Source organism: Shewanella maritima, from assembly GCF_004295345.1.
Taxonomy (GTDB): Bacteria; Pseudomonadota; Gammaproteobacteria; order Enterobacterales; family Shewanellaceae; genus Shewanella; species Shewanella maritima.
Genome location: NZ_CP036200.1, coordinates 958,616 through 976,433, shown reverse-complemented (window position 1 = coordinate 976,433; position 17,818 = coordinate 958,616). Strand labels below are relative to the sequence as shown.

The 17,818-nt window shown below is 46.7% G+C and carries 6 protein-coding genes; 2 read left to right on the top strand and 4 right to left on the bottom strand.

Annotation, left to right across the window (positions count from 1 at the left end; all coding sequences use genetic code 11):
- Positions 1 to 2: 2 nt before the first annotated feature.
- Positions 3 to 782, bottom strand: a complete 780-nt coding sequence (locus tag EXU30_RS04120) for a lysophospholipid acyltransferase family protein (RefSeq protein WP_130597948.1) — start codon at positions 780 to 782, stop codon at positions 3 to 5.
- Positions 767 to 1,465, bottom strand: a complete 699-nt coding sequence (locus tag EXU30_RS04115; RefSeq protein ID WP_130597947.1) for a beta-ketoacyl synthase chain length factor — start codon at positions 1,463 to 1,465, stop codon at positions 767 to 769. The genes EXU30_RS04120 and EXU30_RS04115 overlap by 16 nt, the downstream gene beginning before the upstream one ends.
- Before the next feature lie 160 nt (positions 1,466 to 1,625).
- Here EXU30_RS04115 and EXU30_RS04110 point away from each other — a divergent pair, with 160 nt between their 5' ends.
- Positions 1,626 to 2,003, top strand: a complete 378-nt coding sequence (locus EXU30_RS04110; protein WP_130597946.1) for a hypothetical protein — start codon at positions 1,626 to 1,628, stop codon at positions 2,001 to 2,003.
- A gap of 24 nt (positions 2,004 to 2,027) precedes the next feature.
- Complete coding sequence (locus EXU30_RS04105) at positions 2,028 to 3,092, top strand: methyltransferase (protein WP_130597945.1); 1,065 nt, start codon at positions 2,028 to 2,030, stop codon at positions 3,090 to 3,092.
- Positions 3,093 to 3,222: 130 nt separating this feature from the next.
- Here EXU30_RS04105 and EXU30_RS04100 read toward each other — a convergent pair whose 3' ends face one another.
- On the bottom strand, positions 3,223 to 8,376 hold the full coding sequence (locus EXU30_RS04100; RefSeq protein ID WP_242620384.1) for a VCBS domain-containing protein: 5,154 nt from the start codon (positions 8,374 to 8,376) through the stop codon (positions 3,223 to 3,225).
- A gap of 122 nt (positions 8,377 to 8,498) precedes the next feature.
- Complete coding sequence (locus tag EXU30_RS04095; RefSeq protein WP_130597943.1) at positions 8,499 to 17,771, bottom strand: VCBS domain-containing protein; 9,273 nt, start codon at positions 17,769 to 17,771, stop codon at positions 8,499 to 8,501.
- Between the last annotated feature and the right edge of the window lie 47 nt (positions 17,772 to 17,818).

Here is a 17,818-nt window from a genome sequence, read left to right as displayed (position 1 = left end):
AATCATTTGTCAGCTACATTCGGCTGCAAGTGGCTATTCAAATAGCGTGTTAGTCGTCGTGCCGCGGTAGCTGGTGCCGGCGAGCCTTCAATAATTGGCATTATCGAAATCGGCTGGTCGACCTCTATGGTAAATTTCATTGGTGACGCGGGCATTTGATACCAAGCACTGCCTTTGTATAGCGCGATTGGCGAGCAATGAATTCTCACTGTTTGGATATCTGTATCGCATCGCACTGCAAGATGAGCTGCACCTCGCTGGCATTTTACACTTTCTCCAGGGACTGTGCGACTGCCTTCAGGGAAAATCAGCAATTTGCGCTTTTGTGAGAGCTTTTGCTGGCATAAGTTAATGAGATCTTCTGATTGGTTAGGAATAAAACCTGCCAAGTTAACAATATGACGCACAAAAGGATTGTGGAACAACTCACTTTTAACGATGCAATCACACTGGTCCATGTAACCCATTAAAATGACCACATCGATTAAGGTCGGGTGATTGGCCACCACAATACAACCGTGACGCTGCGATAATCTCTCCTGGTTCTTTACATCGAGATCTAAAATCCGCAACCAGTGCATAAACAAGGTAAAAAAACGAAAGCTTTTACAAATGCTCTTTTGACAGGCTAGCTCTCGTTTTTTCTTGTCGCGATGAACTACGCAAAGTAGGGGAAACCACACGTAAGATAGGATTAAGCCACCAATCCCAAAAAACGTAAATGAGATTGCCGATGCACATGCTCTAAGAGACTTACTTAGGCTATTTACAACTTTTTCCATGACCAACGCGTGTTCGTAAAATCGAAATCAAAACTGGTGTTATCAGCAAGTTTGTCTGCAAATCGTGTTCGTGCTGATGTTTCAGCAGGTTCTGCTTCACCTGCTGAGTGCTCACCGTTATTGGCAGAGTTACATTCAATTTGCCAGGATTGACCCTGGGTAAAATAAAGCGCTAACAGGTTTTGCTGGTGCTGTTCAGCACTGTGATGTTGATAAATCTCTGGTAGGGCTTCATCAGTTACTATCAATAAAATATTACTTTGTGGCTGCTGATAAAATCGCATTGCCACTTCAATTAAACCTGCTTGCAGGGTATTTTTACCGCCAGAAACCGTAGTAAATGCAATCGGTTGCTTACTAGCAATAGTTAATAAGCCGGGTGCAGTGCTGGTAACCGATTGGGCGAATGCAGTTGGTGACAACTCTTCTTCGCTGGCTAAATCCGTTAGCAAATTAAGCGTGCGATGAATTTCACCGTGTTGAGTGGCGAAAACAACATAGTCAACTGAGCGCTCCGCAATAATAGGCAAACAGGTATTGATCACAAGTTTACTTAACTGACTAGCACGGCGTTTTATACCTGCTGGTACCTTACTTTGCGTTGGCGGAAGTGGGTGTCCGGTTAGTTCTGAAACATGCTCTGGGCAAGCATGCCAGGCCTGGATGTCACAGCGAAACTGCATACGAATTTGGGGTATCTCTTTATTAACGAATGGAGTATGCTACCACCTTTCAAAGCGATAACAAAAACGCTGTAAAATAAATTTTAAAAACAAGAGTTTAATCCTGTTTTTTAGATCGATTTTGGTGAGTTAAATCAACGGAATGTTACATGGAGTAAGTATGAAGAAATTAATTGCACTTATATTCACACTTGTATTAGTTGGCTGTAAAACAATTCCTGTGCCTGAGCTTAAAAGTGAGCCCGTGGGATACAACTTGACTCAAGAGCAAGTAAAAAATGCGATTGTTGACGCTGGCTATGTTCGTAATTGGCAAATTACTCCAGTAAACGACAATTTATTGCGCGGTACGTTAAATGTTCGCTCACACATGTTGGAAGTGGATATTCCATATAGCGCTGAAGATTATTCAATTCTTTATTACGGTTCTGAAAACCTGAAATATAAAGACGGCAAAATTCATAAGAAAGTAGCGACCTGGGTTAGAAACCTTAATTTAGACATTAAGAAATCGATCCGAGAAGCAGCTGCTAAATAGTAGACCCTCGATAGAAAGAAGTTAATGAAGTTTTATAATGAAGATAATCGCACCGCATTAAGTGCGAAAGAAGAGGCGCAAAGGCTTGCTTTTGCGCCGATTGCGTTTCAGGCAAGTAAGAGCTTGCGCGACTTAGGTATTCTGGCCGCTTTAGGTAATGCACCAAAAGCAGGTGCGAGCGCAAAAGAGCTCGCAGAACACACTCAAGTTACTGAATACGGCGTAGCTGTGCTACTCGATATGGGTTTATCCGCAGGCCTTGTGACCTGGAATGACGGCAAGTACCAAATTACTAAGCTGGGCCAGTTTGTCGACTTTGATCCTATGACTATTGCTAACATGGATTTTGTCGCAGACATTTGCTACCAGGGCATGGGTGAGTTAACGGAAGCGATCAAAGATACTAAGCCTGCAGGATTAAAGCACTTAGGCGAGTGGGACACTTTATACCAAGGTTTGTCTAAGCTTACTCAACGTGAAAAAGACAGCTGGTTTGGTTTTGACCACTATTACTCCGATCGCAGCTTTCCAACGCTGTTAAAAGAAGTGTTTGCCAAACCTACTGCCACACTGTGTGATATTGGTGCCAATACCGGTAAATGGACCAAGCAATGCTGTAATCATAACAGTGATGTTCAGGTCACTATGGTTGACTTGCCGCAGCAGCTAGCCGTTGCAACGGTGAATATGGAAGAAGCTGGTTATAGCGAGCGTGTTGAAGCCTTCCCATGTGATTTGCTTGCACCTAAAAATGCTCTGCCAAAAGGTAAAGATGTTTACTGGATGAGCCAGTTCCTTGATTGCTTCTCAAAAGAAGAAATCGTTAGCATCTTGATGCGCGTGAAAGAAGCCATGCGCCCAGACTCGCGTATCTTTATTCTTGAGCTGTTTCCTGATTGTCAGGAATTTGAATCAGCAAGCTACTCACTTAACGCGACTAGCTTGTATTTCACTGCCATTGCCAACGGTAATAGCCGCTTTTACATGAGCCACGAGTTCTTACCGCTTATTGAACTTGCAGGGTTATCTATTATCAAGCAAACCGACAATATTGGTTTAGGTCACTCTTTAATCGAGGTTGGCTTGTAAGCTGAGTTAGTGATTAAACAAAAACGCCGATAGTGAAAACTAGCGGCGTTTTTTTATGGGTATAGCAAGGTTGAATATTTTGCCTATAAAAGCAAAAAGCTCACCCGAAGGTGAGCTTTTTAATGTTTGGCTACATTTGGTTGTGCATATCGTTTAATGCCTGACTCAACAGATCATCATCGCTAACAATATGATCGGTTTGGTCTCCAGGTATCCCATCTACGTCTTCTGATTGAGAATGAGGTAAAAGGTCGTCGTGATCAGCCAGCGGATTTTCAAATCCATCTGTTAGAGTCACGTCTAGCATATCTGCGTCAGCACCCGATTGAACTGTACGGGTAAACTCGGCTACCGGTTCTGTTGGTGAATTAGCGGGTGTAACCGTATCCTCTGTCGGGGTGATCCCTATCATCTGGAAGTAATGATCAACTGGTGAGCTAGGCTCAATGGTGGAACTTACCTCTTCAACAACGTTGGCCTGACTGTCCTCGATCGGCTCGTCGGCAGCAGAGGTTTGTGCGACAACCGCGACAGTTGGAAGCACATCGACACCAAGTGTCTGACGACTGCTTGCCGTTGAATTACCATCGTGGGCTGTAGCAACAACTTGAATATCAAAATGACCACTAAAGTCTGTTTCAGGCAGCAGTTTCAGGTTGGTTAACTCATTTTGTAGTAGGGTCCATACACCATTATGTTCTGTACCAGCAGATAAGCTCGCACCTGAGGGAAGGCCACTTATCTCTACAGTAAGCGTTTCATTGTTGTCAGGGCTGGAGACGTTGATGTTTAGTGCAAGCTCAGTATTTTGATTACCTTGAATAGCAAAACTATCCAATGGCGCTGATAAGTCTCCGACATGTTTAGTGAATATCATGGCGGGCGTGTCAGCATCAGGTGACACATGGATAGCCATACTATTGTCGACTGATGTGTGGCCATCTGAGACTTTGTAAGCCAGCCTTAATTCACCACTAAAATTAATGCCTGGATTGACGACCCAGTGATCACCTTTCTGGGTAATACTCCCATCACCTTCAAGGCGTAATTGGCTAATATTAAAATGATCAAGTAAATCAACGTCATGAACGTTAGCGAGTAAATCTGCTTTAGTGAGTGTAAGTAGATGATCTTCGACCACGGTACCTGAAAGCGCATGGCCGACAACGGGTATATCATTGGTGCCAATGATCACTAACTTCATGGCTTGATCAACGCTGTGACCAAGAGAGTCTGTAGCTGTCACCATGACAGTTTCTTCAAGTCGCTCACCCTGAGCTAGGGCTTGCACTCGAGCCGAATCGTTATGAGCCTGATATTGCCAACTTCCATCGCTATTTAAGGTTAGGTCACCATATTGCGGACGTGTTCCGGCTTGCAATGTCCAGGTGACTCCGCTGGCGACTTTGACATCACCGACTAATAAATCGAGTAAACCGTGCGAGCGTGTGACCTTATCTTCCGTGACTACAGACTCAGAAGCGCCGAAAATTTGCGGTCCGGTTTTACCATCACCAATATGCACGGTCAGATGCTCTTCTCGGCTCTCACCGCTGCTATCTGTTACTCTGAGAGTAACGCTTTCGGTATGAATTTTACCTGCAGCAACCTCTTGAGTGAGTTTGTCTCGCTCTGAGCCACTATGGCTAAAGGTAAAGTCCCAGCGCCCGTCTGCATCAATATTAAAGTGGCCAATACCCTGTACATCAATTTTATTACTGCTACCGGGAGTGAAATCCAATTGATGATGAGCGCCTTGTTTATCTATGTACTCGACGCTGAGGTTGTCAGTGTTATCAATATCATCGATATTGATATAGCCATATGAGTGAGTATTGGTCATTGTGCCCGTGGTAATCGAACGGGATATCTCAAAGGTGCCTGTTAGTAGTGGCGCGTCGTTGGTGCCATGAATACCTATATTAACTACGGCATGCTTGGTGTCGCCGTGGTTATTGGTGTAACTAATGAAAAAATTGTCTGCATGGCTATCGGTTTGCCCCATTTGCTGAATAGTGGCTGAGTTATTGTCCAATGTGTATTGGTAACTACCATCTGCATTCATCTGTAACGTGCCGTAGTTACCTTGTAATAAGCCCGTAGTGGTAACTGTTTCACTGGCGCCCACGGCAAATAACGTTCCCGTTGCATTAGTCTTAGTGTCTTCCTCAACACCTCTAGTTTGTACCAGTGTGCTGAGATCTGCTGAAACCACCAGTTGTCGCTGTTCATGAGCACTATCGCCAGTAGCTGTAGCGATAACTTCAGCATGGACTAGGTATGCGTTATCGCCAATATTGGCAACTTGATTTGCCGGAATGACCAGTTGCCAATGATCGTTACTTACGCTGGCGCTATAGTGTGTACCAGCCACAATCACCTCAACTGAATTACCATCAGCCACATGGGTAGTGGTGCCCGTAATCGTTAAATCTTGCTGGTGGTCATGATGATTCACCCAATCGTCGTCGGAAATTGGGTCGATAGACAAGGTTGGTTTGGCTGTATCGATAGTGACTCGATGATGTGCTTGTGCATAGCTACCGTCTGTTTTGAGTGCATATACAGCCAGCGTATAGGTGCCATCGGCTCGATCTGTTGCGCTAACATCTAATTTCCAGTGTCCATTGTCATCGACAATCGTTTTAGGGCCTGTGAGAATCCCTGTTCCCATGATTGTGGCACCCGGCTCACCAGTTCCGTATAAGATTATGCGACCGTCACTAGTAACAAAATCACTATCACTGGTACCTGTATCATGTTCTAATCGGGTGATCGCTAAAGGCGGAGTAACATCGATTATTGCATTGGCATCAACAGTATTATGACCATCGCTGATTTTGAAACTAATGGCTAAATCGTTACCAACAAAACCTGGACTTGCAGTAAAGCTATAGCTGCCATCAGGATTGGTTACTACAGTTCCATGGGGGGAGGATAGCGAGCCTGCCACAATCGATAATCCCGCTGCACTGGTATCGACATCGGTAACATTAGCAAGCAAATCTGTTGCCTGGAAGTCGTGGGAGTGGCCAGACTCAACCTTGCCTAAATCCGTGGTGACGGTGGTTGGGGCGGTATCGCTACCGATGAGTGTTACACTCAATTGTTGCTCTGTTCCATCAATGGTTTTTACGGTAACGATGTCAGTGGCGTTATGGTTTAGAGTCAAGGTTTCAGCCAATTTACTAGGGGTGAATTCCCAACTTCCGTCAGATTTTATTATAAATTGACCATGAGCACTTGGTATCACTTCAGCAATAAAGTGTGCTTGCGATGGATCTGTATCTGTAATAATTAGTTGGCCAGAAACAGTAGAGGTTTCATCTGTTACTAGGTGTTCATCTCCGGTAATAACAGCATCAGGAACCGGGGAATTAACATCTAATATTATTGGCAGTTTTGCACTATCGGTTGCACTTACTCCATCTGGCCCTGTTGTGGTAGCGATTAATTGCATTAACATGTTCTGATCGCCATGAGCAGGTAATGTTGCGGTCACTTTATCTAAATCCCAACCGGTAACATCCGCATGTTGCACCGCTGAGCCAATCGTTAAACTATGATGGCCATCGGTAAGAATCGTGCCTTTCGCAAGTCCCAATACCTCTATTTTGCTGAGAACATCGTCATGATCTATAGGAGCGGCTACTGACAGGTGCATATGTAATACATCGCCTGATGCTAAAGCCGTTGAGCCAATATTGACCATTTCACCTGTAAACGTATGTAAGTCAGCAATATCAAGCTGATGGTGACCTGTTTGGTCAGATATAACCCCATGACTGTCGGATCGAATGTCGATTAATAGGCCATTATTTTTACTAACAGACTCATAGACTGGGCCATGTTGAATTTGTTCTGGTGTAAGTGCTTGCGAGGCAAAACTAGTTGAGAGCAATCGTCCTGGAAATTTATCTTGTCCTGCAAAATGCCCTGGCACGTATTTACTGCCTACGTTAAGAAATGGGTTGGCAGCAATGTGATCGCTTCCAGCGAAACCAGAAACGGTAACTTTTAAAACGCCGTTATCGTAAAGTCTTGCGGTATCTGTTTTACCATCCCATGTCATGGTTATACGATGGTCTTGCCCATCGTTAAAATTGACTCCAGGGTTGCCGTTATCACCACTGATATGTGAACTGGTAAACTTCAAATTACCGCCAAAGGTCCACATGCCGAAATTAACGCCATCCATATCAGGCGTGCCATCAGGTTTAACCCCATGAAACATAACAAAATCCTGATAAGTACCAATGGTGATTTTTGGATCGTGGATATAAGTGAATTCAGCCGTAAAAGCGTGTAAGTCACCTCCCGAATTAATTTGATCGCCTTGTGGTTTGATATATCCATGGTCGGATGATGAGGTTAAACCAAATGCTGTACGTTGAACTTCTGCAGACAAGGAAGTCGTTGCTGCATCGGTAACTGAGCTCACACTTAAATGAGCCGTTTGGGCGTACTCGGTCGTTCCGTCACTGACTTTATAATCAATTTCAGCTGGTCCATGGTAATTTGCATTCGGGGTAAAGTCATACCCTCCTGTTGCATTCGCTGTTACTGTGCCTTGAGTTGATGTCGGCACGCCGCTTACATGTAAGACACCATCGGCATCTGATAAGTTTGCGAGTAATTGCGCGTCTGTAAAATGTGTGGTGGTATCTTCATCCGCTGTACCTAAATCACGCATACCGCTATCAACTAATGGATCATCAACAGAAGCGATATGAATTGATGTTTTAGCTGGTGCGGAATCAACGTGACCGTCATTAACTGTGAAGGTGAACTGCACATCTCCGTTAAAGTCTTTGGCCGGAATAAATTGCAGCTTGCTGATATCCGCAGTCGTAATACTTTGGCCTGCGGTAATAGTTTGTCCGTCAAAGACAAACTTACCTTGTGATGCTGGTGGTAGGTCGGTGATGGCAATAGATTGTAAGGTGTCGCCAGTATCGATATCTGTAAAGCCAAATTGACTCGCTTGCATCTGATAATGAGTATCTTCAGTGCCATTGGATAAAGTGACAATATTGGCCACCGGGGCATCATTTGTACCTTCAACTTGGATATGGAGTTCATATGCCGTGCCATCTTGGCTATGAACTCGATAAACCACTTCTTCAGTTTGGCCGGCAGCTAAATGTTGTAATTTGCTATTGTCAACGCTGTATCCCCAGTTGCCAGCACTATCTATTCGAAGCTGACCATTGAATTGATCTTTTATGGCTGTTTCACCGAATTGGCTATATCTAAATTTATTTTCGCCGCTATCAGGGTCAATAACTTGTAAACTACCTGAGGCAAGCTCTGTGATATGTCCAAGGTTCTGTCTGTTATGAGAACCATCTTCGATAACTGTTTCTGTGGTGACTTCACTAATGATAGCCGTATCCCTAACAGCGCTTAAGGTGGTAGTAGCGCCAGTATGCGTGAGCCCCCATGGGCATCTTTTACGTCATAACTGAAATGGACTTGACCGTTGTAGTCTCTGTCTGGGGTAAAGGTAAAGGTGCCATCTTGGTTATCTTTGAGTGAGCCATGATTGACGCTGATATTGGCAATGGTTAGTTTGCCGGCGTCATTGGCATCCACGTCGACGGTGTTTGCTAAAAGATCCGTAACAGAGATGGTTTGAGCTAGATCTTCTTTACCACTGGCAAGTTGCACTTCTGAAGAGCAGTATGGGCGGTCATTATCGCCATGAATGGTGATAACAATATCGTGAGATGTGCCATCTTTGGAGTATACGGTAATGGTATCAGTTAACGTTTGATGCTCACCTAATTGATCAATGGTTGTGCCAATTGTTGTTTTGCGGTTTCCTACCCAATCGACATTCCCAACGGTGACATGGTAATGCCACGTTCCATCTGGGTTTAAAAGTAAGTGTCCATATTGTCCATGGTAAGAGTTATTCCAGGCACCGCCTTTAGGATCAAAAAGGGATTCACCAGTGTCAGGGTCAATAATGTCTAACTTGCCATCAGCCGTTAATGCGGCTTGACCTAGCTTAGCCATGCCTGGCTGGGCATAGTCTGGAGACATATCTGCGTAACTGCCTTGGCCCTCATTGACATCACCTGTATCAACCCCACTTATAGTCGCGCCATTATTTATGCCCTTAATGGTGATCGTCAGGTTTTGAGTTGCGCTGGTGTTATGCTCATCAGTCACGGTAACTGGAATCGTTAGCGTTTTTGTTGCCCCTGCGACCAGTGGTTGATAACTTGCATGACTTGGGTCAAAGCTGTAGCTACCATCGGTATTTAAGGTGAATCCATCTATTTGTGGGGCTGAATAGCTCAGGATAGCACCGTGATCAATATCTTGACCTAGCATCTGTCCATGCAACAATGTGCCACCTTCGACTACCGATTGCGACTGTGCAGCAATGGTTGGCCTATCATTGGTGCCATGAACGGTAAGCTCTATGGTATGCGTTGTGCCATCAGCGGTTCTGATCACCGCGGAGTCTTTTTGAGTTTCTCCCTCAGCGAGGTTTTGAATGTTGCGATTATCTAAGGTGTAGGTATAACGGCCATCTCGCATTAATAATACATGGCCACCTAACTTGGTATCGTATCCAATGCCTTGATAGGTTTGTGGGCCGATATTGGGGTCAAAACTGCCTTCTCCTTTATCGGGGTCTTGAACGTTCAATTTGCCTTCATAATGAAGATCGTAATGGGTATCGGTATATCCTCGATCTTCGGTAACACCGCGTAAATTGATATCTGTTTGAGCATCTGTAATCACTGCTCTATCGTCTGTACCGTTAATGGTCACCGTGATCTGCTGCTCTGTGCCATCCACGGAGCGTACGATCAGAGTATCTGTTAGCGACTCGCCTGTTTTTAGGCTTTGAATCACTGTTTGTGAATTGTCAGCTGTGTAGATCCAATGGCCAGAGTTGCTGATACTCAGCTCACCATATTGCCCTTGCAGAGTTTCAGCGCTGAACTGGGCTTGGCCGTTGTCAGGATCTGTGATGTTAAGTGCACCATCGACGCGCAGTTGACCACTATGGACATCTTTGTCTTCGGTAAGAGTCGCAGTGCTCGTTCCTGCAATTACCGCTTTATCGTCCGTGCCGTTAATGGTGACAGTAATTTTCTGCTCAGTGCCATCAACCGAGTGTACCAGCAGGGTGTCGATGAGCGACTCACCTGTTTTCAGCCCTTGGATCGCGCTTTGTGCATTGTCAGCTGTGTAGATCCAATGACCCAAATTGTCGATATAAAGAGTACCGAATTGGCCTTGCAGGCTTTCAGCTGTGAACTGGGCTTGGCCGTTGTCAGCATCGGTCACACTGAGTGCACCATCGACGCGAAGCTGGCCTGAATGCACCTCTTTGTCTTCGGTAAGAGTCGCAGTGCTGGTTCCTGTTATAGCTGCCTTATCATCAGTACCGTTAATGGTGACGGTAATTTGCTGCTCAGTGCCATCTACGGTGCGAACCTTCAGTGTATCGGTGAGTGACTCACCGGTTTTGAGCCCCTGAATCGCAGCTTGTGAATTATCCGCAGTATAGGTCCAGTGACCGAGGTCATTGATACTCAGCGTACCAAATTGGCCTTGTAGGCTTTCAGCAGTGAACTGTTGCTGACCTGCATCGGGATCGGTGATGCTTAAATTGCCGTCTGCTCGAAGCAACCCTTGATGAACATCTTTATCTTCGGTGAGGCTTGCAATGCTAGTTCCGCCAATCACCGCCTTATCATCAGTACCGTTAATAGTGACGGTAATTTGCTGCTCAGTACCATCAATGGAGTGAACAACCAGCGTATCGGTCAGTGACTCACCCGTTTTCAGGCCTTGAATCACCGTTTGTGAATTGTCAGCTGTGTAGATCCAGTGGCCTAAATTATTGATAGAAAGCGTGCCGAACTGGCCTTGCAGGCTTTCAGCTGTGAACTGGGCTTGGCCGTTGTCAGCATCGGTCACACTGAGTGCACCATCGACGCGAAGCTGGCCTGAATGCACCTCTTTGTCTTCGGTAAGAGTCGCAGTGCTGGTTCCTGTTATAGCTGCCTTATCATCAGTACCGTTAATGGTGACGGTAATTTGCTTCTCAGTGCCATCTACGGTGCGAACCTTCAGTGTATCGGTGAGTGACTCACCGGTTTTGAGCCCCTGAATCGCAGCTTGTGAATTATCCGCAGTATAGGTCCAGTGACCGAGGTCATTGATACTCAGCGTACCAAGTTGGCCTTGTAGGCTTTCAGCAGTGAACTGTTGCTGACCTGCATCGGGATCGGTGATGCTTAAATTGCCGTCTGCTCTAAGCAACCCTTGATGAACATCTTTATCTTCGGTGAGGTTTGCAGTACTAGTTCCGCCAATCACGGCCTTATCATCAGTACCGTTAATGGTGACGGTAATTTTCTGCTCAGTGCCATCAACCGAGTGTACCAGCAGGGTGTCGGTGAGCGACTCACCTGTTTTCAGCCCTTGAATCACCGTTTGTGCATTGTCAGCTGTGTAGATCCAATGACCCAAATTGTCGATATAAAGGGTACCGAATTGGCCTTGCAGGCTTTCGGCTGTGAACTGGACTTGGCCGTTGTCAGGATCTGTGATGTTAAGTGCACCATCGACGCGCAGTTGACCACTATGGACATCTTTGTCTTCGGTAAGCGTCGCAGTGCTCGTTCCTGCAATTACTGCTTTATCGTCAGTGCCGTTAATGGTGATGGTGATCTTCTGCTCAGTGCCATCTACCGAGTGCACCAGCAGGATGTCGGTGAGTGAGTCGCCAGTTTTCAGCCCTTGAATTGACGTTTGCGGGTTGTCGGCGGTGTAAGTCCAGTGACCGAGATTATCGATGCTTAGCTCACCGTATTGCCCTTGTAGAGTTTCGGCAGTGAACTGGGCTTGGCCGTTGTCAGCATCGGTAACGCTAAGCGCCCCATCGACGCGCAGTTGACCACTATGGACATCTTTGTCTTCGGTAAGCGTCGCAGTGCTCGTTCCTGCAATTACTGCTTTATCGTCAGTACCGTTGATGGTGACGGTGATCTTCTGCTCGGTACCATCTACCGAGTGTACCAGCAGGGTATCGGTGAACGACTCGCCAGTTTTAAGTCCTTGAATCGCGCTTTGTGAGTTATCCGCGGTATAAATCCAGTGGCCGAGATCGTCGATGCTTAGCGTACCGAATTGGCCTTGCAGAGTTTCAGCAGTGAACTGGGCTTGGCTGTTGTCGGCATCGGTCACACTTAGCGCCCCATCGATGCGAAGTTGGCCTGAATGAACATCTTTGTCTTCGGTAAGAGTCGCAGTGCTCGTTCCTGCAATTACCGCTTTATCGTCCGTACCGTTAATGGTGACAGTAATTTTCTGCTCAGTGCCATCAACCGAGTGTACCAGCAGGGTGTCGGTGAGTGACTCACCTGTTTTCAGCCCTTGGATCGCGCTTTGTGCATTGTCAGCTGTGTAGATCCAATGACCCAAATTGTCGATATAAAGGGTACCGAATTGGCCTTGCAGGCTTTCAGCTGTGAACTGGGCTTGGCCGTTGTCAGCATCGGTCACACTGAGTGCACCATCGACGCGAAGCTGGCCTGAGTGCACACCTTTATCTTCGGTGAGGCTTGCAATGCTAGTTCCGCCAATCACCGCCTTATCATCAGTACCGTTAATAGTGACGGTAATTTTCTGCTCAGTGCCATCAATGGAGTGGACAACCAGCGTATCGGTGAGTGACTCACCCGTTTTCAGGCCTTTAATCACCGTTTGTGAATTGTCAGCTGTGTAGATCCAGTGGCCTAAATTATTGATAGAAAGCGTGCCGAACTGCCCTTGTAAGCTTTCTGCTTGGAATTGCTGTTGACCCGCATCGAGATCGGTGATGCTTAAATTGCCGTCTGCTCGAAGCAACCCTTGACGAACATCTTTATCTTCGGTGAGGTTTGCGGTGCTAGTACCGCCAATAACCGCCTTATCATCAGTACCGTTAATAGTGACGGTAATTTGCTGCTCAGTGCCATCAATGGAGTGAACAACCAGCGTATCGGTGAACGACTCGCCAGTTTTAAGTCCTTGAATCGCGCTTTGTGAGTTATCCGCGGTATAAATCCAGTGGCCGAGATCGTCGATGCTTAGCGTACCGAATTGGCCTTGCAGAGTTTCAGCAGTGAACTGGGCTTGGCTGTTGTCGGCATCGGTCACACTTAGCGCCCCATCGATGCGAAGTTGGCCTGAATGAACATCTTTGTCTTCGGTAAGAGTCGCAGTGCTCGTTCCTGCAATTACTGCTCTATCGTCCGTACCGTTGATGGTGACAGTAATTTTCTGCTCAGTGCCATCTACGGTGCGAACCTTCAGTGTATCGGTGAGTGACTCACCGGTTTTGAGCCCCTGAATCGCAGCTTGTGAATTATCCGCAGTATAGGTCCAGTGACCGAGGTCATTGATACTCAGCGTACCAAATTGGCCTTGTAGGCTTTCAGCAGTGAACTGTTGCTGACCCGCATCGGGATCGGTGATGCTTAAATTGCCGTCTGCTCGAAGCAACCCTTGATGAACATCTTTATCTTCGGTGAGGTTTGCAGTACTAGTTCCGCCAATCACGGCCTTATTATCAGTACCGTTAATGGTGACGGTAATTTTCTGCTCAGTACCATCAATGGAGTGGACAACCAGCGTATCGGTGAGTGACTCACCCGTTTTCAGGCCTTGAATCACCGTTTGTGAATTGTCAGCTGTGTAGATCCAGTGGCCTAAATTATTGATAGAAAGCGTGCCGAACTGCCCTTGTAAGCTTTCTGCTTGGAATTGCTGTTGACCCGCATCGAGATCGGTGATGCTTAAATTGCCGTCTGCTCGAAGCAACCCTTGACGAACATCTTTATCTTCGGTGAGGTTTGCGGTGCTAGTACCGCCAATAACCGCCTTATCATCAGTACCGTTAATAGTGACGGTAATTTGCTGCTCAGTGCCATCAATGGAGTGAACAACCAGCGTATCGGTGAACGACTCGCCAGTTTTAAGTCCTTGAATCGCGCTTTGTGAGTTATCCGCGGTATAAATCCAGTGGCCGAGATCGTCGATGCTTAGCGTACCGAATTGGCCTTGCAGAGTTTCAGCAGTGAACTGGGCTTGGCTGTTGTCGGCATCGGTCACACTTAGCGCCCCATCGATGCGAAGTTGGCCTGAATGAACATCTTTGTCTTCGGTAAGAGTCGCAGTGCTCGTTCCTGCAATTACTGCTCTATCGTCCGTACCGTTGATGGTGACAGTAATTTTCTGCTCAGTGCCATCTACGGTGCGAACCTTCAGTGTATCGGTGAGTGACTCACCGGTTTTGAGCCCCTGAATCGCAGCTTGTGAATTATCCGCAGTATAGGTCCAGTGACCGAGGTCATTGATACTCAGCGTACCAAATTGGCCTTGTAGGCTTTCAGCAGTGAACTGTTGCTGACCCGCATCGGGATCGGTGATGCTTAAATTGCCGTCTGCTCGAAGCAACCCTTGATGAACATCTTTATCTTCGGTGAGGTTTGCAGTACTAGTTCCGCCAATCACGGCCTTATTATCAGTACCGTTAATGGTGACGGTAATTTTCTGCTCAGTACCATCAATGGAGTGGACAACCAGCGTATCGGTGAGTGACTCACCCGTTTTCAGGCCTTGAATCACCGTTTGTGAATTGTCAGCTGTGTAGATCCAGTGGCCTAAATTATTGATAGAAAGCGTGCCGAACTGCCCTTGTAAGCTTTCTGCTTGGAATTGCTGTTGACCCGCATCGAGATCGGTGATGCTTAAATTGCCGTCTGCTCGAAGCAACCCTTGACGAACATCTTTATCTTCGGTGAGGTTTGCGGTGCTAGTACCGCCAATAACCGCCTTATCATCAGTACCGTTAATAGTGACGGTAATTTGCTGCTCAGTACCATCAATGGAGTGAACAACCAGCGTATCGGTGAACGACTCGCCAGTTTTAAGTCCTTGAATCGCGCTTTGTGAGTTATCCGCGGTATAAATCCAGTGGCCGAGATCGTCGATGCTTAGCGTACCGAATTGGCCTTGCAGAGTTTCAGCAGTGAACTGGGCTTGGCTGTTGTCGGCATCGGTCACACTTAGCGCCCCATCGATGCGAAGTTGGCCTGAATGAACATCTTTGTCTTCGGTAAGAGTCGCAGTGCTCGTTCCTGCAATTACTGCTCTATCGTCCGTACCGTTGATGGTGACAGTAATTTTCTGCTCAGTGCCATCTACGGTGCGAACCTTCAGTGTATCGGTGAGTGACTCACCGGTTTTGAGCCCCTGAATCGCAGCTTGTGAATTATCCGCAGTATAGGTCCAGTGACCGAGGTCATTGATACTCAGCGTACCAAATTGGCCTTGTAGACTTTCAGCAGTGAACTGTTGCTGACCTGCATCGGGATCGGTGATGCTTAAATTGCCGTCTGCTCGAAGCAACCCTTGATGAACATCTTTATCTTCGGTGAGGTTTGCAGTACTAGTTCCGCCAATCACGGCCTTATCATCAGTACCGTTAACGGTGACGGTAATTTTCTGCTCAGTACCATCAATGGAGTGAACAACCAGCGTATCGGTCAGTGACTCACCCGTTTTCAGGCCTTGAAACACCGTTTGTGAATTGTCAGCTGTGTAGATCCAGTGGCCTAAATTATTGATAGAAAGCGTGCCGAACTGGCCTTGCAGGCTTTCAGCAGTGAACTGGGCTTGGCCGTTATCAGCATCGGTAACACTTAGCGCCCCATCGACGCGTAGTTGGCCTGCGTGTACGTCTTTATCTTCAGTGAGGCTGGCCGTTGAAGTGCCTGCAATCACTGCTCTATCGTCAGTGCCGTTGATGGTGACAGTAATTTTCTGCTCAGTGCCATCGACTGAGTGCACCAGCAGGGTATCGGTGAGTGACTCGCCTGTTTTCAGCCCTTGAATTGCCGTTTGCGAGTTGTCGGCTGTGTAGATCCAATGACCCAAATTGTCGATAGAAAGGATACCGAATTGACCTTGCAGGCTTTCGGCAGTGAACTGGGCTTGGCCGTTATCAGCATCAGTCACACTGAGTGCTCCATCGATGCGAAGTTGGCCAGCGTGTACGTCTTTATCTTCAGTGAGGCTGGCCGTTGAAGTGCCTGCAATCACTGCTCTATCGTCAGTGCCGTTAATGGTGACGGTGATTTTCTGCTCAGTGCCATCCACTGAGTGCACCAGCAGGGTGTCGGTGAGTGACTCGCCGGTTTTCAGCCCTTGAATTGCCGTTTGCGAGTTGTCGGCTGTGTAGATCCAATGGCCCAAGTTGTCGATAGAAAGGGTACCAAATTGCCCTTGCAGACTTTCGGCAGTGAACTGGGCTTGGCCGTTATCAGCATCAGTAACGCTAAGCGCCCCATCTATGCGAAGTTGGCCAGCGTGTACGTCTTTATCTTCAGTGAGGCTGGCCGTTGAAGTGCCTGCAATCACTGCTCTATCGTCAGTGCCGTTAATGGTGACGGTGATCTTCTGCTCAGTGCCATCCACTGAGTGCACCAGCAGGGTGTCGGTGAGTGACTCGCCGGTTTTCAGCCCTTGAATTGCCGTTTGTGAATTGTCAGCTTTGTAGATCCAATGGCCACTCACGTCAATCGATAAACTGCCGAACTGACCTTGCAACGTGCTGCTGACGAAGTGGGCTTGGTTTTTATCTGCATCCGTCACCGAAAGCAGACCTTCGGCATGCAAGTTTCCTTGACTGACATTGTAATCTTCTTTGACGAAGGCGTATGTATCTCCACCAGGTGTTGGTGCGGTTAATAGAGTGGGATTACCAGTTGATGAGATGACATTGGCAATTACCGCTTTGTCATCAGTACCATGGATAGTGACAGTTATTTTTTGTTCAGTCCCATCCACGGTGCGCACTAATACGCTGTCTGTTATTGACTCGCCAGTTTTTAGCTCCTGAATCGCGGTTTGTAAATTGTCCGTGGTATAGGTCCAATGGCCATCAGTATCGATACTAAGCTGACCAAATTGTCCCTGTAGATTGCTCGCGATAAATTGACTTTCACCTAAATCAGGATCGACAACGGATAGTTGTCCCTGTGTATGCAGCATGCCATGGCTGTCGATGTGAAGATCTTCAGTGACACTGGAATGATTGATTCCTTGTATTTGCGCAATCTGGTTTTGACCATGGATGTCGACTGTTATCTGTTGGCTAACGCTATTACCCGAACTATCAGTAACCTGCACAATGAAGCGTTCGCTGGCGATGTCGCCCTGCTTTAACGCTAGGGTTTCGGCAGATTGATTATCCAAATGGTATTGCCACATTCCAGTTTGTGGGTCGATTTGTATGTGGCCAAAATGACCTTGTCTATTAACAACCGACCAAGTAGCACTATCGCCATGGTCGACATCGGTTGCAATGAGTTGGCCGATTGCGGTATCAACGCTGCCTTGCTCATTTAATGCAGCATGATGAACACCTGAAATGGTGGGAAGATCATTACTACCTTCTACGTTGACAATGACTAGGCTGTTAACTTGGTTACCTTGGTTATCTGTCGCGGTGATCACAAACTGCTCTTGATGTAACTCACCTTCATTTAAAGCATTTGTTGCGGATAGACTATTATCCAAATGGTATTGCCACTGACCTGTGGCGCTATCGATCTGTAGATGACCATATTGTCCTTGTTGTTGATTGGTCGCCCATGTCACATGTTGGCTGTTTTCACCATGAGCAGTTAAAGTGCCATGAACTGAAT

What these genes read in the sequence shown, in the direction of transcription:
- EXU30_RS04120 (WP_130597948.1), bottom strand. Translation starts at nt 782, where the DNA reads ATGGAAAAAGTTGTAAATAGCCTAAGTAAGTCTCTTAGAGCATGTGCA.
- EXU30_RS04115 (WP_130597947.1), bottom strand. Translation starts at nt 1,465, where the DNA reads ATGCAGTTTCGCTGTGACATCCAGGCCTGGCATGCTTGCCCAGAGCAT.
- EXU30_RS04110 (WP_130597946.1), top strand. Translation starts at nt 1,626, where the DNA reads ATGAAGAAATTAATTGCACTTATATTCACACTTGTATTAGTTGGCTGT.
- EXU30_RS04105 (WP_130597945.1), top strand. Translation starts at nt 2,028, where the DNA reads ATGAAGTTTTATAATGAAGATAATCGCACCGCATTAAGTGCGAAAGAA.